Genomic DNA, 24772 nt, shown 5'->3' on the forward strand with positions numbered 1-24772 from the left:
CAATGCCCCAGCAAAGCCGGTTGCACCCGCCCCGCACCGCGTCCAGACTGTCGCCATGACCGATGATCCCAGCCTCGCCACCCGTCAGGGCCTGCCCGCCGAACTTCTGGCGCTGCTCGACGAATATCCGCGCGCAGGCTGGCCCGAACAGCCGGGCTTTCACGGCCTCGTCTCGTTCTGGCTCGACCGGCACATGGGCTTTCGCAGCCTCACCACCCGCATAAAGGCCGAAACCGAAGCCCTGATCGACGGCAAGACCGACACCGCCACCTTCCCGCAACGCCTCGTGCCCCTCGGCCGCCGCCTTGTCGATGAATTGATCGGCCACCACCAGATCGAGGATGACGCCTATTTCCCCGAACTCGCCGCCCTCGAACCGCGCCTGAGCCGAGGCTTTCATATCCTCGACGCCGACCACCACGAACTCGACACCTTGCTCGACGCCTTCGTCACCGGCGCGAACGCGGTGCTGCAAAGCCCCGACCCGCGCGATGCCGCAGGCCAGTTCCACACCAGCCTTGCGCCCTTCGGGACGATGCTGCACCGCCACCTGACCGACGAGGAAGACCTGATCCTGCCGGTCATCCTGAAACATCGCTACGGCTGACCCCGAAAAAGCGGGGGGCTTTCCAGCCCCCCACCGCGTGCCGCGCCCCCCGCCCGGTTGCGACTATCCTCGGGGGGTGAATTGCCCGGCACGGGCAAGAGGGGGGCAGATTGCCCCCTCCCCTTCCTGCGCGCCGCTGCGCGCTTACGGCCCGCGGCCAAAAGGCCGCGCAGCCGAGGACGACTTGATCCTGCCCGTCATCTTCGAGCACCGCTACGGGTGATCCACAGAAAAAAGTGGCTCCCGCGCCCTGACCCCTTCTCCTTGGCGACAAATATCCTCGGGGGGTGAGCCGCCCCATGGCGGCGAGGGGGGCGAAAAGCCCCCCTTTTCGCGCGCGCCTCGGCGCACTCATCGTGTGCGGCCGCAAGGCCGCCCGATTTGGTCAGGGGTCAGACGCCCAGACACCAGCGCATCACCGCCTTTTGCGCGTGCAAGCGGTTCTCGGCCTCGTCGAAGATCACCGAATGGGGGCCGTCCATCACCGCACTCGTCGCCTCGTCGTTCCGGTGCGCGGGCAGGCAATGCATGAACAGGCTGTCGGGCTTGGCGCGGCTCATCAGCTGCTCGTTCACCTGATAGGGGCGCAGCTGGTTGTGCCGCCGCTCCTTGGCGCTTTCGGGATCGTGCATCGACACCCAAGTGTCGGTCACAACCAGATCGGCCCCCTCGACCGCCACGAAAGGATCGCGCGCGATCACCACCTTTGACCCCTTGTCGCGGGCGAACTGCACGAAGCGCTCTTCTGGGTCGAGCGTTTCCGGTCCGGTATAGGTAAAGTCGAAGCCGAACTGCCCCGCCGCATGCAGGAACGACCCGCAGACGTTGTTGCCATCGCCGCACCAGACCACCTTCTTGCCGGCAATCGGGCCGCGATGTTCTTCATAGGTCATCACATCCGCCATGATCTGGCAGGGGTGGGTGCGGTTGGTCAGCCCGTTGATCACCGGCACCGTGGCATGTTCCGCCATTTCCAGCAGCGTCGCCTCTTCAAAGGTGCGGATCATGATCAGGTCGACATAGCGGCTCAGCACGCGGGCGGTATCGGCAATCGTCTCGCCATGGCCAAGCTGCATCTCCTTGCCCGACAGCACCATCGTCTCGCCGCCCAACTGGCGCACGCCTACGTCGAACGACACCCGCGTGCGGGTCGATGGCTTTTCGAAGATCAGCGCAACCATGCGCCCTTTCAGGGGCTGGTCGTCATCGGGCGATCCCTTGGGCCGCCCGTTCCGCGCCGCCTTCATGGCATGGGCAGAATCGATCATTGTCCGCAACTCGGTTGCATCGGTCTTGTGGATATCTAGGAAGTGCTTCATTTCAATCGTCTTTCTGATGGCAAGCGACCGGGGGTTTTCCACCCCCGGACCCCCGGAGGATATTTCAGGACAGAAAATGACCGAGCGCTCGTCGCACGCTCCGCTCTGCCCGTTCGGTCGTCGCATCCATCTCAGGCCGCCTTTTCCAGCGCCGTCGCCGCCCGGTCGAGCCGCGCCAAGGCTTCCGCGATGTCTTCATCCGGGATGTTCAGCGCAGGCAAGAGCCGCAGCACATTGTCGGCCGCGGGCACAGTCAGCAGATGCTCGGCGTAAGCCGCCTTGACCACGTCGGTGTTGGCGGCCTTGCATTTCAGCCCGAGGATCAGCCCCTGCCCCCGCACCGCTTCGAACACCGCCGGATGCGCTGCGACCAACCCTTCCAGCCCCTGCCGGAACAGCCCGCCCTTGCGACCCACCTCGGACAGGAACGCGTCATCCGCCACGATCCCCACCACGGCAGCACCGACAGCACAGCCAAGCGGGTTGCCGCCATAGGTCGACCCGTGCGTGCCCGCCACCATGCCGCTTGCCGCGTTTTCCGTGGCCAGCACCGCGCCCAGCGGAAAGCCGCCGCCGATGCCCTTGGCCACCATCATGATATCGGGGGCCACCCCCGCCCATTCATGCGCGAAAAGCTTGCCCGTCCGCCCCATGCCGCATTGCACCTCGTCGAAGATCAGCAAGGCCCCGGTGCTGTCGGCCAGATCGCGCAAGCCTTTCAGGCACGCATCCGGCAGCACGCGTATGCCGCCCTCGCCCTGCACGGGTTCGATGATGATCGCCGCCGTCCGTTCGGTCACCGCCGCGCGCAGCGCGTCATGGTCGCCGAATTTCAGATGGGTAAAGCCCGGCATCAGCGGCCCGAACCCCTTGACCATCTTTTCCGACCCCGCCGCCGCGATCGCCCCCGTGGAACGCCCGTGGAACGCCCCTTCAAACGAGATGATCTCGACCCGCTCGGGCTGGCCTTTGTCATACCAGTATTTGCGCGCCATCTTGATCGCCAGTTCCGCCGCCTCGGTCCCCGAATTGGTGAAGAACACGGTATCGGCAAAGGTATGCTCGACCAGCATATCCGCCAGCCGCTCTTGCTCCGGAATCCGGTACAGGTTCGACACATGCCACAGCTTGCCCGCCTGCTGCGTCAGCGCCGCCACCAGCGCCGGATGGGCATGCCCCAGCGCATTGACCGCGATCCCCGCGCCAAGGTCGAGGTAACGGCTCCCGTCCTCGGCCGTCAGCCACGACCCCTCGCCCTTCACAAAGGCCATGGGTGCGCGGTTATAGGTCGGCAAGACGTGCGAGAGGGCCGGGGAGAGGGCGGGGGAAATCATCTGCGATGTCCTTTGAAGCGAAGCCCTAGCCGTAAAGGCTGGCCAGTGGCAAAGTCAACGTGCGAAGGGGGTTTGCCCGCATCCATGGGGCAAATGACGGCAAAACGCGGCGCGGTCAGCGTCGGCGTCGGATCGGGGCAAAAGGCGCGTTTCCTGCGGTCATGCTCCCCACGTAGCCAAGCGCACCGCCAAAGTCCACCGCAAAGGCGCCCATCCGGCGCCCATCCACCGCTCTGTGCTTGATCTTCCGCCCCCCCGCCTGTATCCCGCCCGCTTGTATCCCGCGACAGCCTGTCTAGAATGGCGCCGTTGCACCAAACCACGGGGAATGCCGATGTCCTGGACCGACGAGCGCGTCGAGACGCTCAAGCGCATGTGGGCCGAAGGCCAAAGCGCCAGCCAGATCGCCAAGGAACTTGGCGGCGTGACCCGCAATGCGGTGATCGGCAAGGTGCATCGCCTTGGCCTTTCGAACCGCGTCGCCGGTGGCAAGGAAGAAGACGAGGCCGAGGCGGCTCCCGCCCCCGCAGCGCCCGCAGCGGCCCCCCGCGCCGAACCGCGCCCCGAACCGGTCGCTGCACGGCCCGAGGCAGCGCCCCGCCCCGCCACGCCCGAACGCCCCGCCGCGGCACCCGCCGCTCCGGCCGGCAACGTCATGCCCATTCCGCTGCGCAAGGCCATCGTGCCCGCAGGCCAACCCCTGCCGCCGCAGCCTTCCGCCAACGAGATCAGCCCCGAGGCGCTGGCTTCGGTGCGCGAGGTGGAAAAGCGCGCCCGCAAGCTGACGCTGATGGAACTGACCGAACGCACCTGCAAATGGCCAATCGGCGACCCGGCGACCGACGATTTCTGGTTCTGCGGCCTGCCCTCGCTTCCGGGCAAACCCTATTGCGAAGCCCATGTCGGCGTCGCCTTCCAACCGATGAGCGCGCGGCGCGACCGCCGCCGCTGATCCAGCCCCATCGCGCAGCGCTCCCCCTCCCCCGCGGGGGAGGGTCGGGGAGGGGGGCAATGACAGCCCCGATCAATTCCCGCCCAGCAATTGCTCCAGCAGGCTTCCCGCCTGCTTGTCCACCTCGTCCTGCAACTTGCGCCGCGCGGCATCTTCCAGGCTTTCGCCCGCCTGCTGGCCCAATTCTTCGGCGGCGCGGCGGCGCAATTCGTCCTCCGCCGCCTTGGCCTGTTCGCCCAACTGCTCCTGCGCCAGGGCTTCAAGGTCCAGCGCCACCTTCGGCTTCTCCCAAGGCCCGGTGATCCAGATCGGCACGACGATGCGGTCGGCCCCGTCTTCCCCCTGCAAGGCAGACGCCCGCAGGCGGTAATCGAAATCCCGCGCCCCAAGCCCGACCCGCCCCCCGCCCGTCGCCCGCAGATAGGGCGAGCGCAGCGCCAGATCGTCGTTGAAAAGATCGCCCCGCTCGATGGTGAACCCCGCCTCCAGACTGTCGAACACCGTCCGCTCCGAAGGCCCAAGCTGCGATGCATCCATTGAAGCCAGCATCGCGGGCACGTCGATCCCGCGGATCTCGCCCGCCCCCAGCGCCAGCCGCCCCTGCCCGTCGAGGTTCCGCATCAAGGCCGCGACAGACCCGCCCCCTGCCACGAAATCGAAGCTCAGATCGCCCGTCCCGATCAGCCGGTCATAGCCCGCCACATCGGCCAGCAGCGGCTGCAAGGCGACGCCCCCGAAATCGAGCTTGCCCCCGACCGAAAGGCCCTTGCGCCCGTTCACCACGACCTGCCCCAGAACCGTGCCGTCATAGGCCCCGGCCCGCGCGACATCGACCACAGCCCGCCCCGCATCGACCGTGACACGGGCGCGCAGGTCGGTAAGCCGCAAACCGCCCAGCCGCAGCGCATCGGCCGACAGGCCCAGATCGGCATCAAAGCCGCGCAACCCTTCGGCCGACAGGGGCGCATCCGACCAGCCCGCCACCGCAGCCCCGCCCCCGCCGACTTCACCGCCGCCTTCGCCGCCGCCTTCCCCCCCGACCGCCAGTTCCACCATGGCCAGATTGCCCGAAACCCGTGGTCGCACCCCGCCCAGCGCAAGGTCGAGATCGCCGGTCAGCACCGTCCGGTCCAACCCGATCCGCCCGCCCCGCAAATAGACATCCCCGTCAGCACTGCGCGTCACCTTGCCCGACAGCGTAACCGACCGCGCACCCAACCCTTCTGGCAGCGCGGGCGCACCAAAGCCAAGCACGGCAGCCAATGCGGCCAGATCGCCCAGATCGGCCTCGATCTGCCCCTCGGCGGCCAAGGGCGCGACCCCGCCGCGCCCGCCGAAACTGATCTCTGCCGCACCGATCCGCGCGGCGAAATCGACCGGCACCACCTCGCCCGCATAGGCCTTGTCGAAATTGCCGACCGAACCGCTCGCCGTCACTGCCTGCCCTGCGATCTCTCCGCTCAGGTTCAGGGCCAGCGACCCCTCGTAATCGGCCAGCCGCGCCTCGGCCTCCAGCCCGCCGATCTGCACGGCCTGCCCCGTCGCATGGTCGAGATACCCCAGCGACCCGTCATGGATCGCCGCCAGATCCAGCGTGAACGGCGTCTCTGCCCCCGCCATCCCGGCCGAGGCCGTGCCGCCATTGCTGCCCCCGAATTCCCAGTTCGGCACCCCGTCCTCGGACCGTTCCAGCAAGATTTCGGGCCGCGTCAGCTCGAACCCCGTGATCCGCATCGTCCCGCCCATCAGCGCGGTCAGATCCAGCCGGATCGACAGGCCCTCGGCCACCAGCATCGGCCCCTCGTCCGACCACGGCGCATTCGACAGGGTGATCCGGCCTGTCTCGACCCCCAGCACCGGCCAGAGGCTGGGCTTTACCGCCCCTTCGATCGTCAACTCGCGCCCCGTCACCGCCTCGAACCGGTCGGTCGCTAGCCGCGCCACACGCTCCGAAGGGATCAGCGCAACCGCTCCAAGTGCCAGCAGAACCAGCACGACCAACGCCACCGACAGTCGAAATAGCCACCGCATCTGAACCCCCACCTGCCCCGTCCGGCCCTTGCGGCTCACCCTAGCCTTGCGCCAAACCGCGCCGCAAGCGTGCTAGTTGCGGCTGACCGGTTTTGACCGGAACCGCGCCACCGTCTCGCGCTCGGCCCGCTTGCAGACCATGGGCGGCAGATCGCGGTCGAGCAGGGCCAGATCATCCAGCACCATCTCGCCCATCCGCTTGAAGGCGATGTCCAAGGCCCCCGCCCGATGCGCCGACAAAAGGAACCCCGGAACCGACCGCACCGGATGGTCGGAAGGCAAGGGTTCCTCGGGGAACACATCGCTTGCAGCCAGAATATGCCCCGACCTGACCGCCGCGATGAGCGCCGCGAAATCCACCACATCGGCCCGCGATAAAAGCAGGAACAACGCCCCCCGCCGCATATCGGCAAACGCTTCCTCGCCCAGAAACGCCCGGTTCTCGCTGGTCACGGCAGCGGTGCAAAACACCACATCCGACTGCGCCAGAACCTCGGCCAGCCCGCAAGGCTGCGCGCCCGCCTCGCGCAGACGCGAAGGCGGCAGCCACGGGTCATAAACCCGCAGACGCGGCTGGAACCCCGTCAACACCCGCGCCACGGCACGGCCCAGATCGCCGAACCCGATGATCCCGACCTCGGCCCCCGTCAAAAGCCGCGCCTCGCCGTTGCCGTCGCCCCCCCACAATTCGCGCCCCGCGCGGAAATCGGCATCCGCCCCGTGGATGTTACGCAACAGCGACAGCGCGAAGCCCAGCCCGATCTCGGCCACCGGCTGCGCGAACACCGCCCCCGTGGTCACCACATGGATGCCACGGCGAAACACCTCGTCGTAAGGCATGTTGTTGATCAGGTTGGATTCCACATTGAAGATGCAGCGCAACCCCGCAAGCCGCGCAAGCAAGGCCGCATCCAGCGGCGGCTGCCCGATGATATAGCGCGCTTCGGCCAGCACATCGTCGGGCAGGCGGGCGATGTCTTCGTCCACCGTCTCGACGATCCGGTAGCGCGCATGCAGTTCGGCCAGCCTGTCGGGCGCAAAGATCAGCGGCAGACTGCGCGGCAGCGGGCAAGACAGGATCAGCGGGCGGGTGTCGGTCACGGGAAATCTCCTCTTCCCGACAAGGCTACAAACCGCCCCGCCGCCCTGCAACGCCAATCAAGCGGAGCGGCGTGCCGCCGCAAGCGATCAGCGCCTTGCGGCGCGCGTTTGGGGGGCTTCACCCCCCTCTTGCCGCATGCGCGGCAATTCACCCCCGAGGATATTTGAGCAAGCGTGAAAGGGGAAAGTGCCGGGGGGGGGGGGGGCGATTAGCCCCCCCCCTTTTGCCAGACCGGTCAGGCCTGCGGGGTCTCGTTCGCCTCGTAGGCTTCGATGATGCGCGCGACGAGCGGATGGCGCACCACATCCTTGGCGGTGAAGTAGTTGAAGGTCACGCCCTTGACCCCTTTGAGGATGCGTTCGGCATCCTGCAACCCGCTTGGCACGCCGCGCGGCAGGTCGACCTGCGTGCGGTCGCCGGTGATCACCATGCGGCTGCCCTCGCCCAGACGGGTGAGGAACATCTTCATCTGCATGGTCGTGGCATTCTGCGCCTCGTCCAGCACCACAAAGGCGTTCGACAGTGTCCGCCCCCGCATAAAGGCCAAGGGCGCGATCTCGATCCGCTTTTCCTCCAGCAGTTTCTGCACCTGCTTGGCGGGCAGGAAATCGTTCAGCGCATCGTAAAGCGGCTGCATGTAGGGGTCGACCTTCTCCTTCATGTCGCCGGGCAGAAAGCCCAACCGCTCGCCCGCCTCCACCGCTGGGCGCGACAGGATGATCTTTTCCACCGCTCCGCTGATGAACATGGTCACCCCGACCGCCACCGCCAGATAGGTCTTGCCGGTGCCCGCAGGCCCGATGCCGAAGCCGAGTTCATTGGCGAACAGGTTCGCGACATAGGCCTTTTGCGCCTCGGTCCGCGGTTCGATCGGCTTCTTCCTTGTGCGAAGCTCCATCCCTGCATTGAACAGTTCGATCTGCTCTCCGTCGGCAAGGGCGCGGTCCGGCATCGGCCGGCCCATCCGCATCGCGCCGTCAATGTCGCCGGCCTGCACGCCGCGCCCCGATTCCAGCCGCGCATAAAGCGAGCGCAGCACGGCGGCGGCCTGTTCACGCGCCAGTTTTTCCCCGATCACCGCCAGACGGTTGCCCCGCCGCAGGATATGGACCCCCATCTGATGCTCGATCTGCGCCAGATTGCGGTCGAATTCACCGCAAAGGTCGATCAAAAGCCGGTTGTCCGGGAATTCGAGGGTCGTTTCCACAACGTCCTCGGAACGGGTCGGGGGGGTCAGCGCGCTGATGCCCAAGGAGCTCTCCTTCTAAGCCTACGTTCGCCACATCTTGATGATGATCCGCGTTTTGGCGCATGGCAAGCACCATATCTACGCTGCGGTCATCAATTCGTCCGCTCCGCAAGACTGCCCGTCTTTTGTGCAACCCGCGTGACGGTAATGCTCAACGCCGAAATAGGCTGCGCGGTGCCCAAGCAAAAGGGGCCGCAGCATCATGCCACGGCCCCGAAATCTGCGCTTCTTGCTGCGGGTCAATAGCCCGCACTTGCCCGTCTAGCGCACAGGGCGCCAGTCTGGCACGCGGTTCACCCGCGGATCGCCCACCACATAGCCAGGTTTCACGCGGGTGTCGCAGACCGGCATCCCCGAAACCGGATCGCGGCGGCGGCTGGAATAGCCTTCGGCCCCGTCGTCGATGATCCAGATCTGGCAGCCATCGGGATCATAGGCGATCGCCGCCTGCCCATCCACCAGCCCGCGCCCCTTTTGCGCGTCGAGCCCGAAAATGGTCTTGTCCTGCGGCTTGGCCAGCAAGGGCGGCTCGCCATCCGGCCCCGTGCCGCGCGTCGGGGTCATACCGCAGCCCGCCAGCGCCGAAAGCAGCATCAACACTGCGGGAAACGTCACGTTACGCATCATCACCACCTGTAGCAAACCACTTCGACGCGCCGGTTCTGCGCCATGCCCTCGGCCGTATCGTTCGACGCCCGGGGCTGGCGTTCACCGAATCCCTGCTCGCGCTCGACCACCGCGCCGACCGACCGCGCGACAGACGCCACCGCCGCCGCCCTCCGGTTCGACAGGCTCATGTTGTATTCATCCGACGCGCGGGCATCGGTGTGCCCGTACACCGCGTAGCCATAGGCGCCCGCACCCGAAAAGAACTGCCGCAACCGTTCGGCCCCGCTGGCCGTCAGATGGGCGCTGTCGGTGGCGAACATCGTGTCGGTGTTGGCGACAAGGCAGGTGTTGATCTTCACGCAGACCGGCTTGCCGTCCTTGGGACGCACGCGCTCGACCATATAGCCTTCGAGACCACCGTCCGAATACCAGTGCTGGCACCCGTCCCGGTCAAGCCATATGCCCCATTCGATCCGTCCAGTGACGACCGGTTGTTGTTGGGCGAATGTTTCTGTCGCACTCGTTATGCCCAGCAGGCAAAACAGAACGGCGGCGACAAAGCGCACAGCCTTGGAATACCCGTACACGCCGAAGCTCCCTCGTTAACCAACAATCCAAGTCACATACACAGACGTCACGTTTGCCCAGACAATTAGGCCCTGTAAAGCGGATTCATACCAAAGGATGTATCCCATCCGGAAGCGCAAGCGATTGTAGAAACAATTGCACCGGACCTGACGTGACTGTGCCGGTTGCCGAAACGCTCAGACCCGCTGGCCGCCAAGCGAGTTCGGACCGGATTCGACAATCCGCACCCTGACCAGATCGCCCGGCTTGCCCGCAGCGTCGGTCACATGCACGGCATGCAGATGGTCCGACTTGCCGACCATCTGCCCGGCCATGCGCCCCGCCTTTTCGTAAAGCACCGCCACCTCGCGCCCGACCATGCCCGCCTGAATGGCCCGCTGCTGCTCCAGCAAAAGCGCCTGCACCGCTTGCAGCCGCGCATCGGCCACGCCGGCCTCGACGCCCGGTTTTTCCGCCGCAGGCGTGCCGGGACGGGCCGAATACTTGAAGCTGTAGGATTGCCCGAACCCCACCGCGCGGATCAGATCCAGCGTATCGGCGAAATCGGCATCGGTCTCGCCGGGGAAGCCCACGATGAAATCCGAACTCAGCAGAATGTCGGGCCGCGCGGCCCTGACGCGTTCGATCATGCGGAAATAGGCATCCCGCCCGTGCTTGCGGTTCATCGCCTTCAAGATCCGGTCCGACCCCGATTGCACCGGCAGATGCAGATAGGGCATCAGTTTCGGCTCGTCGCCATGCGCGGCGATCAGGTCGTCTTCCATGTCGTTGGGGTGGCTCGTGGTATAGCGGATACGCTCCAGCCCGTCGATCCGCGCCAGCGCCCGCACCAGCCGCGCAAGGCCCCAGTCGCCGCCGCCATCCGATGCGGCGCCCGCTCCGTGATAGGCGTTCACGTTCTGGCCCAGAAGCGTGATCTCCTTCACGCCTTTTTCCACCAGCCCCCGCGCCTCGGCCAGCAGGCGGTCGGCGGGGCGGCTGACCTCGGCGCCACGGGTATAGGGCACCACGCAGAACGCGCAGAACTTGTCGCAGCCCTCCTGCACCGTCAGAAACGCCGACGGCCCGCGCAAGGCCTTGCGCTCGGGCAGGTGGTCAAACTTGTCTTCCGCCGGAAACTCGGTGTCGATCGCCTTGCCCCCCGCCAGCAGGCGCCGGTTCATCTCGGGCAGGCGGTGGTAACTTTGCGGCCCCACCACCAGATCGACTAGCGGCATCCGGCGCATGATCTCGTCGCCCTCGGCCTGCGCCACGCAGCCTGCGACACCGATCTTCATCTCGGGCTTGGCCTCCTTGAACGCCCGCAACCGCCCCAGATCCGAATAGAGCTTCTCCGACGCCTTCTCGCGGATGTGGCAGGTGTTGAGCAGCACCATGTCGGCATCCTCGACCGTTTCGGTCGTTACATAGCCCTCGGCACCCATGGCCTCGACCATGCGCTCGCTGTCATAGACATTCATCTGGCAGCCATAGGTCTTGATGAACAGCTTCTTCGCCTCGACCATGACCCGCGCCCCATCCCATGCTTTGAAAACCAGCCTTCATATACGCCCTTCGCGCCCCCGCGCAATGAGTGCCCCGCAAGGCCGGCGCAAGATCGCGGGCCAAGATCGCGGGCACGGGGCTTGCAATACCGGCCCTTTCCCCCGACTCTGCGCGCCAGTACCCTCGCCCTTGGAACAGCCCATGCGTTTTGCCAGTCTCGACGCCTATATCGACAGCCAGCGCCGCAGCCCGCCCAAAGGGCCCGTCGCCGTGATCGTCGCCGAAGACGGGGTCGAGATCGACACCACGCTGCGCCACCACCTCGCCGCAGGCTTCTCGCCGGTCCTCCTGCTCGCCAATCCCGACACGCCGCTCGGCGCCAAACTGGCAGACGAGGTGACGCGCATCGACTATGACAGCAACGCCGAAGGCGCCCTCGTCGTCGCCGTCAACCGGCTGAACGACGCCTTCCCCGACATCTGGCTTTATTACTGCTTCAACGCCGAATACCTGTTCCACCCCTTCTGCGAAACTCGCTCGATCCGCGAGCTTCTGGCCTTCCACACCGAGGAACGGCGCAATGCCATGCTCACCTATGTCGTCGACCTCTACGCAGGCGACCTGAACCGCGCGCCCAATGCCGTCAGCCTCGAAGATGCCCATCTCGACCGCTCGGGCTATTACGCGCTCGCCCGCCAAGACCCCGCAAACAACTGGCAACCCAAGGACCGCCAGCTCGATTTCTACGGCGGCCTGCGCTGGCGGTTCGAAGAACACGTGCCATGGACCCGCCGCAAGATCGACCGCATCTCGATCTTCAAGACCCGCCGCGGCCTGACCCTGCGCCCCGATTTCACCTTCGATGACGACGAGATGAACACCTACGCCTGCCCGTGGCACAACAACCTGACCGCCGCCGTCTGCTCGTTCCGCACGGCCAAGGCGCTCAAATCCAACCCCGGCTCGCGCTACGAAATCCACAATTTCCGCTGGCACAACTCGACCGAATTCCAATGGCACAGCCAGCAACTGATGGACTTCGGCCTGATGGAACCCGGCCAGTGGTTCTGACCCTCCAACCTCCCCCGTTCATCCTTGCCCCAAATACTCTGGGGTCCGGGGTGAAACCCCGGCGGCATCCGCCAACACCCCGGCCGGGAAAATTTCATCCCGCCTGAAACTCGGCCCCAAAGCCCCCCGTAGCTCCGGACACAAGGCGGGATCGGCCCGCCTCCAAACCGGAGACTGCCCATGAAACTCTCGATCCGCGCCCTCGCGCTTACCACCCTCTTCGCGCTTCCCGCCTTTGCCGCCGAAAACCCGATGGTGGGCGGTGCGCCCATGTTCGCCACCAAGAACATCGTCGAAAACGCCGTGAACTCGGCCGATCACACCACGCTCGTCGCCGCCGTGCAGGCCGCGGGCCTCGTGGAAACCCTGCAATCGGCAGGCCCCTTCACCGTCTTCGCCCCCGTGAACGACGCCTTCGCGGCCCTGCCCGCAGGCACCGTCGAAACCCTGCTCAAGCCTGAAAACAAGGCGATGCTGACCAAGATCCTGACCGCCCACGTGGTCGCAGGCACCCTGTCGGGCGAAGAAATCATGCGCCGCGCCAAAGCCTCGGCCGATGGTTTCTACCATATGCAGACCGTGTCGGGCGATGCACTCTCGGCGCAGGTCAAGGGCAAGAACCTGTATCTGATCGACGAATCGGGCAATGCGTCCAAGGTCACGATCGCCGATGTGAACCAGTCGAACGGCGTGATCCATGTGGTGAACGCGGTCCTTCTGCCGCGCTGAACCGGCACCCTCCCTGCCAGTTCTTGGCCGGTCCGTGGCCGGTCCGTGGCGGGTCCGTGGCGGGTCCGTGGTGGGTCCGTGGCGGGGGCCTGTCCTTCGGGGCAGGCCCTTTGCCCATGTCGCGATCAGACGCGACAGCCCCGCCGCCGCCTGTTTCGCTAGCCCGAAAGCGAAAGGCACCCCCATGCGACTGCTCGGCACCTATGGCTCTCCCTTCGTCCGCCGCGTGGGCGCCACGCTGCACCTTTACGCCATCCCCTTCGACCATGCGCCGCTGCAAACCGCAGCCGACCGCGACGAGATCACCGCCCACAACCCCCTCGGCCGCATCCCTGCGCTTGTGCTCGACGATGGCACGGCCATAGCCGACAGCAGCGCGATCCTTGACCACCTCGACGAAACGATGGGCGAAGCCGCCCTCACCCCCCGCTCCGGCCCCGCCCGCCGCCGTGTGCTGGCCCTTACGGCCATCGGCCTCGGCACCGCCGAGAAATACGTGGCCGCGTGGTACGAAACCGCCATGCGCCCCGAAACCCATGTCTGGCAGCCGTGGCTCGACCGCCTGCAAGCGCAGATCGTGCAAGGCTTGGCTGCGCTGGAAGCGGAAATGACCGGACCCTACCTTGCGGGGGACAGCCTGACCCAGGCCGATGTCACCGCCATCTGCGCGCTCGACGGCGTGCTGATCGACATGCCCGACCTGATTGCCCCCGGTGCCATCCCGAAATTGCGCGGCCTGCGCGACCGTCTGGCCGATCTCGACGCCTTCCGCCTTACCGCGCCCGAATGATCAAGCCCGAGAATGATCAGGCCCGAATGATCAGGCCCGCTTCAGCCTGATCACCACATCGACGCGCGAAACCTGCATCCCCGCAGGCGCATCGGGCAAGCCCTCGATCCGCAAGGCATCGGCGGGCGCATCGGTCAGCGCGTGGCTGTCTTCCCAGTAGAAATGCGGATGCTCGTCCATGCGCGTGTCGAAATAGCTTTTCGACCCGTCCACCACGACCTCGTTCATCAGGCCCGCTTCGCAGAACGCGCGCAGCGTGTTGTAAACCGTCGCCAGCGACACCTTCTCGCCCGACGTGGCCGACAGCGCATACAGGCTTTCCGCCGTCACATGCCGGTTCTCGCCGTCACCCACCAGCAGTGCCGCCAGCGCAAGCCGCTGCCGTGTCGGGCGCAACCCTGCGCTCGCCAGCCATTCGGTCCCGCGTGTCTGTGCCGTCACCGCCATCCGCTCCGCCCCTTGCAGTCTGCCCCGTATATAACGGCCCGGACCGCCGCTTTACAAATGAAAATAGGTCGCAGCCGCAACACTTGCCCGGCCCACGCCCCCTGATTTGCCGGAACCTGCCGCCCTTGCTTTGGCTTACACGCCGATGTTACATCGCCCGAACACTGCAAGACCCGCCAAAAAAGGGAAGTCCCGATGTCCTACCCGACCAGTTTCGACCGCGAGGCCCTGCTGAAATGCTCCCGCGGAGAGCTGTTCGGCCCCGGCAACGCCCAGCTTCCCGCGCCCCCCATGCTGATGATGGACCGCATCACCGAAATCTCGGGCGATGGCGGCGAACATGGCAAGGGCCATGTGGTCGCCGAATTCGACATCACGCCAGACCTGTGGTTCTTCGACTGCCACTTCCCCGGCAACCCGATCATGCCGGGCTGCCTCGGCCTCGACGGCTTGTGGCAGCTGACCGGCTTCAACCTGGGCTGGCGCGGCTGGCAGGGCCGCGGCTACGCGCTCGGCGTGGGCGAGGTCAAACTGACCGGCATGGTCCGCCCCGACCGCAAGATGCTGACCTACCGCGTGAATTTCACCAAGGCCCTGCAAACCCGCCGCCTGACGATGGGTGTCGCCGACGGCATCGTCGAAGCCGATGGCGATGTGATCTACATCGTCAAGGACATGAAGGTGGCCCTCAGCGAAAGCTGAGGCCCCTTCCCGCACCATCAGCCAAAGGGGCGCGGCCGTCCCGCCGGGGTGGTTGCACGTATACGTGCGGCCGCCCCGGGGGGGCGGGACGGCCGCGCCCCGATGCTTGGGGCATCGGGGCAATCCCACGCGTTGCGACTGTGCGAAGGTCAAAGGCCGATCTCTGTCGCAAATCCCCTATACTGCCATCGGTCTCGCCCAGCCCCCCGCCAACCCATCGCCCGCGCGCGCCAGAAACCGCGGGCGCGCATTGCCCCACACCGGCGCTAAACTTTCCGCCGCCCCACCCGTTCTGTGCATCGTTGCGTCTGCTGGCACGAAACCTGCCAGCGCCGCAGAGAAGCAAGTTTCGGGGGCAGAATGGACGGCGCAATTTTTGACGGGCGGGCCGTGATCGGCAGCATCGTCCACCGGACCAACGGCTTCGTCTACCGCTGCCGCAACGACCGCGACTATTCGATGCTCCTGATGGAAGGCGCTGTGGCCGAACTCACCGGCTACCCCGCATCCGGTTTTCTCGAGGCGCCTCAACGCTCCTATTCCGGCCTCTGCCACCCCGACGACTGCGATTCAGTCTATCTGGCCGTCGATACCGCGCTGGAAAAGCAGGAAAACTGGACCGTCGATTACCGCCTCGTGCGGCCCGACGGATCGACCCGCTGGGTGCATGAAATCGGCGGCGGCGTCTTCGACGGCGCGGGTGCTCTGGAATTCCTCGAAGGCATCGTGCTCGACCACGAAGCCCGCCGCAACGAAGACACCGAACGCGGCAAGCGGACCGAACTCATCGCAGGCCATTGCCGCACCTTGGTGCAGGAAACCAAACCCGTCCTCCGCGTCCTGCGCGAACTCCGCATCCTTGCGATCAACGCCCGCATCGAAGCCGCCCGCGCCGGTCGCGCCGGCGCAGGCTTTGCCGTCGTCGCAGGCGAAGTCGGCCGCATCGCCGACGAAACCGCCGCCCGCGCCTCCCGCGTGGCCGACCTCACCGAAGAGCTGCAAAGCCTCTTGCGCGCCAACGACTGACTGCGCCCAAGGGCGCGACCAGCACCAGTTGCAGCACGCCCGTGGCCCCGCTACGCCCGAAACTCTGCCCGCAGCCCCCCCCGACCCGCAGCCCCGCCCCCCGACCCGCCCCCCGCCCCCAGCCGCCTGCTGCCGGTCGCCTGCAGCCCGCCTCGCGCGCCCATCCCCCTTGCCCCCATCCCCCCTCTCCCGTAGAGAAAAACCAAAGCTCACGAACGGAGGCTCCATGCGTCGCGTCGTCATCACCGGAATCGGGATCGTCTCGCCCATCGGCAACACCGCGGCCGAGGTGGAAGCCTCGCTCCGCGCCGGAAAATCGGGCATCGTCTTCGCCCCCGAATACGCCGAACGCGGCTTCCGTAGCCAAATTCACGGCCAGCCGCAGATCGTACTGGAAGACCATATCGACAAGCGCGACCTGCGCTTCATGGGCGATGGTGCGGCCTACAACTTCATCGCCATGGATCAGGCGATCAAGGACTCGGGCCTTGAACCCTCGGACATCTCGAACGACCGCACCGGCATTATCGTGGGCAGCGGCGGCCCCTCGACCAAGTCGTTCTTCAAGGCCCATAACATCGTCCGCGAAACCGGCTCGCCCAAGCGCATCGGCCCCTTCGGCGTGACCAAGGGCATGTCGTCCACAACCAGCGCCTGCCTCGCCACGCCGTTCAAGATCAAGGGCGTCAACTACTCGATCACCTCGGCCTGCTCGACATCCGCCCATTGCATCGGCAACGGAACCGAACTCATCCAGTTCGGCAAGCAGGACATCGTCTTCGCCGGCGGCGGCGAGGAACTCGACTGGACGCTGTCGTGCCTTTTCGACGCGATGGGCGCGATGTCGTCCAAGTACAACGACGCCCCCGAAACCGCGTCCCGCACCTATGACGCCACGCGCGACGGTTTCGTCATCGCAGGCGGTGGCGGTGTGGTGGTGCTCGAAGAACTCAACCACGCGCTGGCCCGTGGTGCCAAGATCTACGCCGAAGTCACCGGCTATGGCGCCACCTCCGACGGTCACGATATGGTCGCCCCCTCGGGCGAAGGCGGCGAACGGTCGATGCGTGTCGCCCTCTCGACCCTGCCCGCAGGCCGCAGCATCGACTACATCAACAGCCACGGCACCAGCACCCCCGTAGGCGATGTGACCGAAATGGAAGCCATCCGCCGCGTCTTCGGCAAAGGCTCCACGCCCCCCGTGGCATCGACCAAATCGCTCACCGGCCACTCCTTGGGTGCCACCGGCGTGCACGAGGCGATCTATTCGCTTCTGATGCTCAACGGCGACTTCATCGCCGCCTCCGCCAACGTCAAAACGCTCGACCCCGCGCTCGACCCGTCCGAAATCGTCACCGAACTCCGCACGGGCGTGAAACTCGATTCGGTCCTGTCCAACAGCTTCGGCTTCGGCGGCACCAACGCGACACTGGTGATGAGCAGATATCTCGGCTGACCCCGCCAAGGGGTAAGCCGCAATAAACCGACAGGGACAGAGAAAATGGCCGATCTGATGAAGGGCAAGCGCGGGCTTGTCATGGGCGTGGCGAACGAACGCTCGATCGCATGGGGCATCGCCCGCGCCATGGCCGCCGAAGGCGCCGAACTCGCCTTCTCCTATCAGGGTGACGCTTTCGGCAAACGCCTTGCCCCGCTCGCGGCCTCGGTCGGATCAGATTTCATGGTCGATGTCGACGTGACCGACGACGCCTCGCTCGACGCCTGCTTCGCCGCACTGGCAGAGCGTTGGGGCACCATAGACTTCGTGGTCCATGCCATCGCCTATTCCGACAAGAACGAACTCACCGGCCGCTTCTCGAACACCTCGCGCGCGAACTTCACCAATTCCTTGGCGATCTCGTGCTTCTCCTTCATCGACATCTCGCGCCGCGCGGCCGAGCTGATGCCCGCAGGCGGTACGCTGATCACCCTCACCTACGGCGGCTCGAACCGCGTCACGCCGAACTACAACGTGATGGGCGTGGCCAAAGCGGCGCTGGAATCCTCGGTCCGCTACCTCGCCAATGACCTCGGCCCGCAACAGATCCGCGTCAACGCCGTATCGCCGGGGCCGATGAAGACACTGGCAGGGGCCGCCATCGGCGGTGCGCGCGCCACCTACCGCCACACCGAAGCCAACGCCCCCCTTCGCGCCAATGCCACCCTCGAAGCCGTAGGCGGCACAGCCGTCTGGCTCGCGTCGGACTACGGTGCCTGCACGACCGGAGAGATCATCCACGTCGACGGCGGCTACCACGTCCTCGGCATGCCGCAACCAGAATCGGGCGCCGACAAGGCCTGACCCCACCCGTTGGGGGGCTTTCCGCCCCCCCACGGGCCGCAAGCGGCCCTCCCCCCGAGGATATTTGAACAAGCATGAAAGCAGGGCCGCCCCTGCCCGTTTCACACTTGCATAAATATTCTCGGGGGAAGCGGCGCGGCACGCGCCGCGCGGGGGCAGACAGCCCCCGTCCCACGCCAGCCAAAGCCCCGTCCGGCACAGCACCAAACCGCGGCAGCCCGCCCGAGCGGGGGCTCGATGCCCCCCGAGGGCGGGGCCTGTTCAAGATCGGTTATTCTGGAGCGGGCGGCGGGAATCGAACCCGCGTCTCTTGCTTGGAAGGCAAGGGTCTTACCATTACACAACGCCCGCGCTGATGCCTATCTAGCCACCCGCGAAAGCGGATGCAACCCACCCCTCACGCCAAAAGCGGCTCGATCAATCCCGCCCCCTCGGCACGGTTGGAATTCACCGCCACGTCCACCCGATGCGCCGCCAGCACCCCGCCGCCCGAGGCTTTCATCAACACCGCCGCCCCATGCCCCGCCTCGCCCAGCCACAGGGGCCAGTCGGCCGCCTCCAGCACCACGGCTTCGCGGTGGTGCAGCCCGCACATCCCCGGCCCCGCGTCAGTCGAGACGATGGCCACCGTGTCCAGTTCCCCCCACCTCTGCCACAGTCCCGCAAAGGCCAAGGGCGCCCCATCCACACGGGTGAAATACCACGGCAGCTTGGCCTTGCCCTCGGCCTGCCATTCGTAAAACCCGCTCGCGGGCACGATGCAGCGCCGCGCCCGCACCGCCTCGCGGAAGGCGGGCTTCACCGCCACCGTATCGGCCCGTGCATTGATGATCAGCGGCCCGTCCGTCGGCGTCTTGTACCAGCTTGGAATGAACCCCCAGCGCATCGGGCGCAACCGCCGCACGCCCCCATCGCTCGTCACCACGGCGACTGGCGTCGTCGGACAAACATTGAACCGCGGCGACGGCGGCAGATCGTTCGACGGCACGGCATCGAACAGTCGCGCCAGCGCGTCATTCGGGTGGGTGATGGTGAAACGTCCGCACATGCCCCCAAGATAGGCCCGCCAGCCACGCCTGCCAAGCGCAGCACAACCGGCCATGCCCGCACAGCCGACCCCCATTGACCGACCGCCCCCCGCAGTGCAATGAACCGCCCATGCTGATCTACAAAATCTTCCGCCGCCCCGAATGGGATGCCTACCGCGCCGCCGGCCAGACCGCAGGCGCCCCCATCGACATAGCCGATGGCTTCATCCACTTTTCGACGGCGGCCCAGGTCGCCGAAACCGCCGCGAAATGGTTCGCCACCGAAAGCGATCTCGTCCTCGTCGCCTTCAACTCCACCACCCTCGGCCCGATGCTGAAGTGGGAGCCATCCCGCGGCGGCGCCCTCTTCCCGCACCTTTACCGCCCCCTCACCCTCGCCGATGTGGTCTGGGACAAATCCCTGCCCCTCGGTGCCAGCGGCCATATCTTCCCCGAAGGTGTCTGGTGAAACGGCTCGAACGCGCGGGCCTCGCCCTTCTCCACCTGACAGACCCCGAAACCGCACACGGCCTGTCGATCCGCGCGCTGCAAGCAGGCCTCGCCCCCGCCCCCGGCCCCGTCACCTCGCCCCGCCTCGCCACAACCCTTGCGGGCCTCGAACTCCCCAACCCAGTCGGCCTCGCCGCAGGCTACGACAAGAACGCCACCGCCATAGCCCCCCTGTCGCGCGCAGGCTTCGGCTTCATCGAGGTCGGTGCAGCCACCCCCCGCCCGCAACCGGGCAACCCGAAACCCCGTCTGTTCCGCCTGACCCAAGACCGCGCCGCAATCAACCGCTTCGGCTTCAACAACCAAGGCGCAGACGCCATCGCCACCCGCCTCGCGCAGCGCCAACGCGGCCCCGTCCAAGGCTACGTTCCCGTTGGCCTCAACCTAGGCGCCAACAAGGACAGCCCCGACCGCGCCGCCGATTTTGCGGCCGTCCTCGCCACCTGCGGCCCGCACGCCGACTTCGCCACCGTCAACGTCTCCTCCCCCAACACCGAAAAACTCCGCGATCTCCAGGGCCGCGCCGCCCTCACCGCGCTGCTGCGCGGCGTGATGGACACCCGCGCCCGCCTCGCCACCCCGATCCCGATCTTCCTGAAAATCGCCCCCGACCTGACCGATGACGACCTCAAGGACATCGCCGCCGCCGCTTTCGAAACCGGCATCGCAGGCATCATCGCCACCAACACCACCCTCGCGCGCGACGGCCTTTCCAGCCCGCATCGCAGCGAAGCGGGCGGCCTCTCCGGCGCGCCCTTGTTCGACAAATCCACCCGCATCCTCGCCCGCCTCTCGGCCCTGACCCAAGGCACCCTCCCCCTGATCGGCGTCGGCGGCATTGAAACCGCCGAGCAGGCCTATGCCAAGATCCGCGCCGGGGCCTCGGCCGTCCAGTTCTACACCGCCATGGTCTACCACGGCCTCAGCCTCGCCGCCGACATCGCCACCGGCCTCGACCGCCTCCTCGCCCGCGACGGCTTCTCGTCGATAGATGAGGCCACCGGCACCGCCCGCGCCGACTGGCTCTGACATTTTCTGCCCTTCAAATATCCTCGGGGGGTGAATTGTCGCGGCACGCGGCAAGAGGGGGCGCGAGCGCCCCCTGAACCCGAGCCGCAGGCGAGACGAAGCCTTGCGCGGCCCCTTGGCCGCGCTCCGCAAGATCACCGACCCGAAACGTTCAGAACGCCTTGAACGTCATCGTGGTCAGGGTCCGCACGATGTCCGGAATGTCGAACAGCCGCCCCGACAGGTAATGGCCCACATCCTCGTCGTCGGGGATATAGACCTTGGCGATCAGATCATACTCGCCGCTGGTCGAGTAAAGCTCGCTCACCACCTCGCGGTCATAGATGGCTTCCGCCACCTCGTAGGTCTTGCCGGGGGTGCAGCGGAACTGGACGAAAACGCAGCGCATGATGGCCTCCTGATCTTGGCCCGACCCTAACCAAACCCTCGGCCAGCCGCAATTTTCTTGAAAAGAAAATTGGCAAAATCCTTCACAAGGATTTTGGTCACTCCCCCTCGGGCAGCGCCTCGGGCTGCAGGACCAGCGCAGCCGGCCCCTTCTTCAGATCGGAAATTCCCAGTTCTCCCTTGGGCTTGCCCAGCCGGTAGCGCGTCACCCACAACAGCCGCGTCGATGCCCGCGTGATCGCCACGTAAGCCAGCCGCTTCCACAAGGGCACGCCCGCCTCCGACCGGCCCGCCTGCGCTGCGGCATAGATGTCGGGCGCGAAGACCTGCACATCCTCCCATTGCGACCCTTGCGCCTTGTGGATCGTCACTGCCGCGCCGTGCAGGAAGGCAGCCCCCATCTTGGCCGCCGCCGGAATGAACGGCTCTTCCTCGTCGGGCTTCTCGATCTTGATGATCGAGGCCGCCGAAACCTGCGGCTCTTCGGCCCCCACCACATGCAATTTGGCGAAACCGTCCTTCGATCCGGGGCCAAGGTAGATCACCTGCGCCCCCTTGATCAGCCCGCGCGCTTCCAGATCGATCCGCTTCTTGCGATGCTTCAACGGCAATTCGATCCCGTCGCAGATCAAAGGCTCGCCCGGCAGCAACGCATCCTCGGGCGCGCCGAACGCCCCGCGAAAGGCCGAAATCAACCTGATCCGCGTCGCATTGCGCCACACCAGCACGGGGCTGCGTGACATCAGGTCCGCATCCACCCGTTCCGCCATCACCACCCGCCCGTCACGGGCGGAAATATCTTCCACCATCCGCTCGAACTGGTCGAAGCGCAGCGCCTCATCGCCCAGCGCATGGGCCAGATCGAGAATCGGATTGTCCTGCGTCTGGCGGTGGATGCGGCTTAAAACCAGCCGGCGCGAATCGCCCAGCCGGTCAAACACCATTTCGCCCGACAGCCCCACCGGCGCCAACTGCGCCGGATCGCCAAACAGCACCAGCGTCGGGAAAATCTCGCGCAGATCGTCCAGCGCGCGTTCGTCCAGCATCGAGGATTCATCGATGAACCCCACATCCAGCGGCTCTTCCCGCCGCTTCCAGCCCTTGATGAAATCCGACCCCTTCAACCCCGCCGCCGCCAGCGCGCCGGGGATCGATGCCACCGTCTGGTAAAACGCCAAGGCCCGGTCCAGCGAAATGTCGGTCAGCCCCTCGACCACAGGCCGCTCGCCGTTTCCGGCCAGCCATTCCGCGATGCGTTCGTATTCGGGGTCGTAAACCGGCGTATAGAGGATCCGGTGGATCGTCGTCGCCGGAACCCCGCGCAGGCGCAGCACCGATGCCGCCTTGTTGGTCGGTGCCAGCACCGCCAGCGTGCGCCGGTCTTTCCGTTTCTTGCCCTCGTAATCGCCCGAGACCACCTCGACCCCCGCCGCCACCAGCGATTTGGTCAGGCTGGCCAGAAGCATCGTCTTGCCCGACCCCGCCTTGCCCACCACCGCCAGCACCGAAGGCTTGCCCTCCTCACGCGGGAGAACCTCGCCCGAGGCAAGATCGATGCCCGAAAGGAACAACTCGGCCGCCACACGGTCCCAGGCTTCGGCCTGATCTTCGGAAAAGGTAAGGGCGGGCGCATTCATGCCGCCAACATATCGCCCCCAAGCGAAAGATGACAGGGGCAGCGCCCTGCGACACGCGTCAAGGCGGGGGGGCTATCCAGCCCCCCGTGGGCCGCGTACCGCGCCCCTGCCCCCCAAGGATAATCCTGACACGGCAAAGCAGGCCAGGACCGGAAGCGCAGCGCAACCCGCAAACGGCTTAGTTCATCCGGCTTGACGGGGTGTCCTCATCCTCGCGCGCGCTGCGCTCGGCAATCTCGGCGCGCGCCACGGCCAAAAGCTCGCCGGTCTTTTCCGAAACAAGCTGCAACCCGTTCTTGTCGGCATAGGATCTGAGGTCCGCCAGAACGTCAAAAATCCACTCATGGCTCATCATACAACCCGCACTTGGTTAACGACCGCAAAGCGCGAAGCTATCATTCCACCATGGGGCGAGAGTATCACCCAAAACGTGCACAAACCGTTTCCGAAAACGAAACGCCGCCCCATCGCGGGGGCGGCGCTTTCAATCGGTCAGCCACAGGTCACAGCGTGCGGCTGGCTTCCAGCGTATCCTCGAACGTCCGCAAGCCCGGACGCGGCGCCTGCACCAGCACCGCCATATTGCCCGGCTTGTGCTCGTTCTTCATCATCTTCATATGCGCCGCCGGAATTTCCGCCCACGGGAAGACTTCCGACATGCAAGGGTCAAGCCGACGCTCGATCATCAACCGGTTCGCCGCGCTCGCCTGTTTCAGATGCGCGAAATGCGACCCCTGCAAACGCTTCTGGTGCATCCACATGTAGCGCACGTCGAATGTGCAGTTGAAGCCCGTGGTGCCGGCACAGATCACCACCATCCCGCCCTTCTTGCACACCAGCGACGACACCGGAAAGGTCGCCTCGCCCGGATGCTCGAACACCATATCGACGTTCACGCCCTTGCCGGTGATGTCCCAGATCGCCTTGCCAAACCGCCGCGCCTCTTTCAACCAGTCGTTGTATTCGGGCGTGTTCACCTTCGGCAACTGGCCCCAGCATTTGAAGTCGTTGCGGTTGATGACCCCCTTGGCCCCCAACCCCATGACGAAATCGCGCTTGCTCTCGTCGGAAATCACCCCGATCGCATTGGCCCCCGCCGTGTTGATCAACTGGATCGCATAGACGCCAAGGCCTCCCGAGGCGCCCCAGACCAGCACGTTCTGCCCCGGTTTCAGGTCATGCGGTTCATGCCCGAACAGCATGCGGTAGGCCGTCGCCAGCGTCAGCGTGTAGCAGGCACTTTCCTCCCATGTCAGGTGCTTGGGCCGCGGCATCAACTGCTGCGCCTGCACCCGCGTGAACTGCGCGAAAGACCCGTCATGCGTCTCGTAGCCCCAGATGCGCTGGCTGGGCGAAAACATCGGATCGCCGCCGTTGCATTCCTCATCGTCGCCATCGTCCTGATTGCAGTGGATCACCACCTCGTCGCCCACCTTCCAGCGCGTGACCTTGTCACCCACCGCCCAGACGATCCCCGCCGCATCCGACCCGAACACCGCATAGGGCTGCTTGTGGCCGTCGAACACGCTGATCGGCTCGCCCAGACTGGCCCAGACGCCGTTGTAATTGACCCCCGCCGCCATCACCAGAACCAGCACCTCGTGGCTGTCGATCTTCCAGGTGTCGACCACCTCGACCTGCATCGCCTTGTCGGGTGCGCCATGCCGCTCGCGGCGCACGGCCCAGGCGTACATCTGCTTGGGCACATGGCCCAGGGGCGGCATCTCGCCCAACTCGTACAGGTCCTTGACCGGAGCGTCGTATCGATGCGTGTCCAAAGCCATCCGGGCCTCCCAGCCGTTTCATGCCGCGCCGCAGAATCGGGCCGCTTGAGCCAG

Annotated in this window: 25 protein-coding genes and 1 tRNA gene; 11 read left to right on the top strand and 15 right to left on the bottom strand. The window is 66.0% G+C overall.

The window, feature by feature from the left end; translation table 11 throughout:
• The first annotated feature begins 55 nt into the window (after window positions 1-55).
• Window positions 56-607: a hemerythrin domain-containing protein gene (locus HYN69_RS12690; RefSeq protein WP_108436067.1), complete on the top strand. Its 552-nt coding sequence runs from the start codon at window positions 56-58 to the stop codon at window positions 605-607.
• A gap of 392 nt (window positions 608-999) precedes the next feature.
• On the opposite strand, the gene argF is transcribed toward HYN69_RS12690, so the two are convergent.
• A complete protein-coding gene (argF, locus tag HYN69_RS12695) occupies window positions 1000-1926 on the bottom strand; it encodes an ornithine carbamoyltransferase (RefSeq protein WP_108436068.1) in 927 nt (308 codons plus the stop codon).
• A 131-nt stretch (window positions 1927-2057) separates the two neighbouring features.
• On the bottom strand, window positions 2058-3260 hold the full coding sequence (locus HYN69_RS12700; RefSeq protein ID WP_108436069.1) for an aspartate aminotransferase family protein: 1203 nt from the start codon (window positions 3258-3260) through the stop codon (window positions 2058-2060).
• Between the two features lie 334 nt (window positions 3261-3594).
• Between HYN69_RS12700 and HYN69_RS12705 the strand changes: the two genes are divergently transcribed.
• Window positions 3595-4212 carry a GcrA family cell cycle regulator gene (locus HYN69_RS12705; RefSeq protein WP_108437191.1) on the top strand — a complete coding sequence of 206 codons (618 nt, stop codon included), beginning with the start codon at window positions 3595-3597 and terminating at the stop codon, window positions 4210-4212.
• 72 nt (window positions 4213-4284) lie between these two features.
• Here the strand turns inward: HYN69_RS12705 and HYN69_RS12710 are convergent, their stop codons facing one another.
• The 6 genes from HYN69_RS12710 to miaB all read right to left on the bottom strand — a co-directional run bounded on the left by HYN69_RS12710 (window position 4285) and on the right by miaB (window position 11296).
• Entirely contained in the window at window positions 4285-6243 is a 1959-nt protein-coding gene (locus HYN69_RS12710; RefSeq protein WP_108436070.1) for an AsmA family protein, read from the bottom strand.
• Between the two features lie 72 nt (window positions 6244-6315).
• Window positions 6316-7344 carry a hydroxyacid dehydrogenase gene (locus HYN69_RS12715; protein ID WP_108436071.1) on the bottom strand — a complete coding sequence of 343 codons (1029 nt, stop codon included), beginning with the start codon at window positions 7342-7344 and terminating at the stop codon, window positions 6316-6318.
• Between the two features lie 236 nt (window positions 7345-7580).
• A complete protein-coding gene (locus tag HYN69_RS12720; RefSeq protein WP_108436072.1) occupies window positions 7581-8597 on the bottom strand; it encodes a PhoH family protein in 1017 nt (338 codons plus the stop codon).
• Between the two features lie 258 nt (window positions 8598-8855).
• Window positions 8856-9221 carry a hypothetical protein gene (locus HYN69_RS12725; protein WP_108436073.1) on the bottom strand — a complete coding sequence of 122 codons (366 nt, stop codon included), beginning with the start codon at window positions 9219-9221 and terminating at the stop codon, window positions 8856-8858.
• Window positions 9221-9790 (bottom strand): OmpA family protein, encoded by a 570-nt coding sequence (locus HYN69_RS12730; protein WP_230426399.1) that lies wholly within the window; start codon window positions 9788-9790, stop codon window positions 9221-9223. The genes HYN69_RS12725 and HYN69_RS12730 overlap by 1 nt, the downstream gene beginning before the upstream one ends.
• A 177-nt stretch (window positions 9791-9967) precedes the next feature.
• Window positions 9968-11296 (bottom strand): tRNA (N6-isopentenyl adenosine(37)-C2)-methylthiotransferase MiaB, encoded by a 1329-nt coding sequence (gene miaB / locus HYN69_RS12735; protein WP_108436074.1) that lies wholly within the window; start codon window positions 11294-11296, stop codon window positions 9968-9970.
• Between the two features lie 181 nt (window positions 11297-11477).
• On the opposite strand from miaB, the gene HYN69_RS12740 reads away from it, so the two are divergent.
• The 3 genes from HYN69_RS12740 to HYN69_RS12750 all read left to right on the top strand — a co-directional run bounded on the left by HYN69_RS12740 (window position 11478) and on the right by HYN69_RS12750 (window position 13866).
• Window positions 11478-12347, top strand: a complete 870-nt coding sequence (locus HYN69_RS12740; RefSeq protein ID WP_108436075.1) for a hypothetical protein — start codon at window positions 11478-11480, stop codon at window positions 12345-12347.
• Window positions 12348-12527: 180 nt separating this feature from the next.
• Window positions 12528-13076, top strand: a complete 549-nt coding sequence (locus HYN69_RS12745) for a fasciclin domain-containing protein (RefSeq protein ID WP_108436076.1) — start codon at window positions 12528-12530, stop codon at window positions 13074-13076.
• Between the two features lie 184 nt (window positions 13077-13260).
• Entirely contained in the window at window positions 13261-13866 is a 606-nt protein-coding gene (locus HYN69_RS12750) for a glutathione S-transferase family protein (RefSeq protein ID WP_108436077.1), read from the top strand.
• A 30-nt stretch (window positions 13867-13896) separates the two neighbouring features.
• Here the strand turns inward: HYN69_RS12750 and irrA are convergent, their stop codons facing one another.
• Window positions 13897-14313 carry an iron response transcriptional regulator IrrA gene (irrA, locus tag HYN69_RS12755; RefSeq protein WP_108436078.1) on the bottom strand — a complete coding sequence of 139 codons (417 nt, stop codon included), beginning with the start codon at window positions 14311-14313 and terminating at the stop codon, window positions 13897-13899.
• 195 nt (window positions 14314-14508) lie between these two features.
• Between irrA and fabA the strand changes: the two genes are divergently transcribed.
• The 4 genes from fabA to HYN69_RS12775 all read left to right on the top strand — a co-directional run bounded on the left by fabA (window position 14509) and on the right by HYN69_RS12775 (window position 18343).
• On the top strand, window positions 14509-15015 hold the full coding sequence (fabA, locus tag HYN69_RS12760) for a bifunctional 3-hydroxydecanoyl-ACP dehydratase/trans-2-decenoyl-ACP isomerase (RefSeq protein ID WP_108436079.1): 507 nt from the start codon (window positions 14509-14511) through the stop codon (window positions 15013-15015).
• 360 nt (window positions 15016-15375) lie between these two features.
• Window positions 15376-16041, top strand: a complete 666-nt coding sequence (locus HYN69_RS21810; protein ID WP_108436080.1) for a PAS domain-containing protein — start codon at window positions 15376-15378, stop codon at window positions 16039-16041.
• Window positions 16042-16267: 226 nt separating this feature from the next.
• Entirely contained in the window at window positions 16268-17497 is a 1230-nt protein-coding gene (fabB, locus tag HYN69_RS12770; RefSeq protein WP_108436081.1) for a beta-ketoacyl-ACP synthase I, read from the top strand.
• A 45-nt stretch (window positions 17498-17542) separates the two neighbouring features.
• Window positions 17543-18343 (top strand): enoyl-ACP reductase FabI, encoded by an 801-nt coding sequence (locus HYN69_RS12775; RefSeq protein ID WP_108436082.1) that lies wholly within the window; start codon window positions 17543-17545, stop codon window positions 18341-18343.
• A gap of 277 nt (window positions 18344-18620) precedes the next feature.
• On the opposite strand, the gene HYN69_RS12780 is transcribed toward HYN69_RS12775, so the two are convergent.
• Both HYN69_RS12780 and HYN69_RS12785 read right to left on the bottom strand, forming a co-directional pair.
• A tRNA-Gly gene (locus HYN69_RS12780) sits at window positions 18621-18694 on the bottom strand.
• 46 nt (window positions 18695-18740) lie between these two features.
• Window positions 18741-19391, bottom strand: a complete 651-nt coding sequence (locus tag HYN69_RS12785; protein ID WP_108437193.1) for an SOS response-associated peptidase — start codon at window positions 19389-19391, stop codon at window positions 18741-18743.
• 110 nt (window positions 19392-19501) lie between these two features.
• Between HYN69_RS12785 and HYN69_RS12790 the strand changes: the two genes are divergently transcribed.
• Entirely contained in the window at window positions 19502-19840 is a 339-nt protein-coding gene (locus tag HYN69_RS12790) for a DUF952 domain-containing protein (protein ID WP_108436083.1), read from the top strand.
• Window positions 19837-20910, top strand: a complete 1074-nt coding sequence (locus HYN69_RS12795) for a quinone-dependent dihydroorotate dehydrogenase (RefSeq protein WP_108436084.1) — start codon at window positions 19837-19839, stop codon at window positions 20908-20910. Before HYN69_RS12790 ends, HYN69_RS12795 begins: the two co-directional genes overlap by 4 nt.
• Before the next feature lie 151 nt (window positions 20911-21061).
• On the opposite strand, the gene HYN69_RS12800 is transcribed toward HYN69_RS12795, so the two are convergent.
• From HYN69_RS12800 to ccrA, 4 genes are all read right to left on the bottom strand, one after another.
• Window positions 21062-21298, bottom strand: a complete 237-nt coding sequence (locus tag HYN69_RS12800; protein WP_108436085.1) for an Lrp/AsnC family transcriptional regulator — start codon at window positions 21296-21298, stop codon at window positions 21062-21064.
• A gap of 97 nt (window positions 21299-21395) precedes the next feature.
• Window positions 21396-22934: an ATP-dependent DNA helicase gene (locus tag HYN69_RS12805; protein WP_108436086.1), complete on the bottom strand. Its 1539-nt coding sequence runs from the start codon at window positions 22932-22934 to the stop codon at window positions 21396-21398.
• 178 nt (window positions 22935-23112) lie between these two features.
• Window positions 23113-23289, bottom strand: a complete 177-nt coding sequence (locus HYN69_RS20625; RefSeq protein WP_159082461.1) for a hypothetical protein — start codon at window positions 23287-23289, stop codon at window positions 23113-23115.
• A 148-nt stretch (window positions 23290-23437) separates the two neighbouring features.
• On the bottom strand, window positions 23438-24718 hold the full coding sequence (gene ccrA / locus HYN69_RS12810) for a crotonyl-CoA carboxylase/reductase (protein WP_108436087.1): 1281 nt from the start codon (window positions 24716-24718) through the stop codon (window positions 23438-23440).
• Window positions 24719-24772: the final 54 nt, after the last annotated feature.

The sequence above is a fragment of the Gemmobacter aquarius genome (genome assembly GCF_003060865.1).
GTDB classification, from domain to species: Bacteria; Pseudomonadota; Alphaproteobacteria; order Rhodobacterales; family Rhodobacteraceae; genus Paragemmobacter; species Paragemmobacter aquarius.

What these genes read in the sequence shown, in the direction of transcription:
- HYN69_RS12690 (WP_108436067.1), top strand. Translation starts at nt 56, where the DNA reads ATGACCGATGATCCCAGCCTCGCCACCCGTCAGGGCCTGCCCGCCGAA.
- argF (WP_108436068.1), bottom strand. Translation starts at nt 1,926, where the DNA reads ATGAAGCACTTCCTAGATATCCACAAGACCGATGCAACCGAGTTGCGG.
- HYN69_RS12700 (WP_108436069.1), bottom strand. Translation starts at nt 3,260, where the DNA reads ATGATTTCCCCCGCCCTCTCCCCGGCCCTCTCGCACGTCTTGCCGACC.
- HYN69_RS12705 (WP_108437191.1), top strand. Translation starts at nt 3,595, where the DNA reads ATGTCCTGGACCGACGAGCGCGTCGAGACGCTCAAGCGCATGTGGGCC.
- HYN69_RS12710 (WP_108436070.1), bottom strand. Translation starts at nt 6,243, where the DNA reads ATGCGGTGGCTATTTCGACTGTCGGTGGCGTTGGTCGTGCTGGTTCTG.
- HYN69_RS12725 (WP_108436073.1), bottom strand. Translation starts at nt 9,221, where the DNA reads ATGATGCGTAACGTGACGTTTCCCGCAGTGTTGATGCTGCTTTCGGCG.
- miaB (WP_108436074.1), bottom strand. Translation starts at nt 11,296, where the DNA reads ATGGTCGAGGCGAAGAAGCTGTTCATCAAGACCTATGGCTGCCAGATG.
- HYN69_RS12740 (WP_108436075.1), top strand. Translation starts at nt 11,478, where the DNA reads ATGCGTTTTGCCAGTCTCGACGCCTATATCGACAGCCAGCGCCGCAGC.
- HYN69_RS12745 (WP_108436076.1), top strand. Translation starts at nt 12,528, where the DNA reads ATGAAACTCTCGATCCGCGCCCTCGCGCTTACCACCCTCTTCGCGCTT.
- HYN69_RS12750 (WP_108436077.1), top strand. Translation starts at nt 13,261, where the DNA reads ATGCGACTGCTCGGCACCTATGGCTCTCCCTTCGTCCGCCGCGTGGGC.
- irrA (WP_108436078.1), bottom strand. Translation starts at nt 14,313, where the DNA reads ATGGCGGTGACGGCACAGACACGCGGGACCGAATGGCTGGCGAGCGCA.
- fabA (WP_108436079.1), top strand. Translation starts at nt 14,509, where the DNA reads ATGTCCTACCCGACCAGTTTCGACCGCGAGGCCCTGCTGAAATGCTCC.
- HYN69_RS21810 (WP_108436080.1), top strand. Translation starts at nt 15,376, where the DNA reads ATGGACGGCGCAATTTTTGACGGGCGGGCCGTGATCGGCAGCATCGTC.
- fabB (WP_108436081.1), top strand. Translation starts at nt 16,268, where the DNA reads ATGCGTCGCGTCGTCATCACCGGAATCGGGATCGTCTCGCCCATCGGC.
- HYN69_RS12775 (WP_108436082.1), top strand. Translation starts at nt 17,543, where the DNA reads ATGGCCGATCTGATGAAGGGCAAGCGCGGGCTTGTCATGGGCGTGGCG.
- HYN69_RS12785 (WP_108437193.1), bottom strand. Translation starts at nt 19,391, where the DNA reads ATGTGCGGACGTTTCACCATCACCCACCCGAATGACGCGCTGGCGCGA.
- HYN69_RS12790 (WP_108436083.1), top strand. Translation starts at nt 19,502, where the DNA reads ATGCTGATCTACAAAATCTTCCGCCGCCCCGAATGGGATGCCTACCGC.
- HYN69_RS12800 (WP_108436085.1), bottom strand. Translation starts at nt 21,298, where the DNA reads ATGCGCTGCGTTTTCGTCCAGTTCCGCTGCACCCCCGGCAAGACCTAC.
- HYN69_RS12805 (WP_108436086.1), bottom strand. Translation starts at nt 22,934, where the DNA reads ATGAATGCGCCCGCCCTTACCTTTTCCGAAGATCAGGCCGAAGCCTGG.
- HYN69_RS20625 (WP_159082461.1), bottom strand. Translation starts at nt 23,289, where the DNA reads ATGATGAGCCATGAGTGGATTTTTGACGTTCTGGCGGACCTCAGATCC.
- ccrA (WP_108436087.1), bottom strand. Translation starts at nt 24,718, where the DNA reads ATGGCTTTGGACACGCATCGATACGACGCTCCGGTCAAGGACCTGTAC.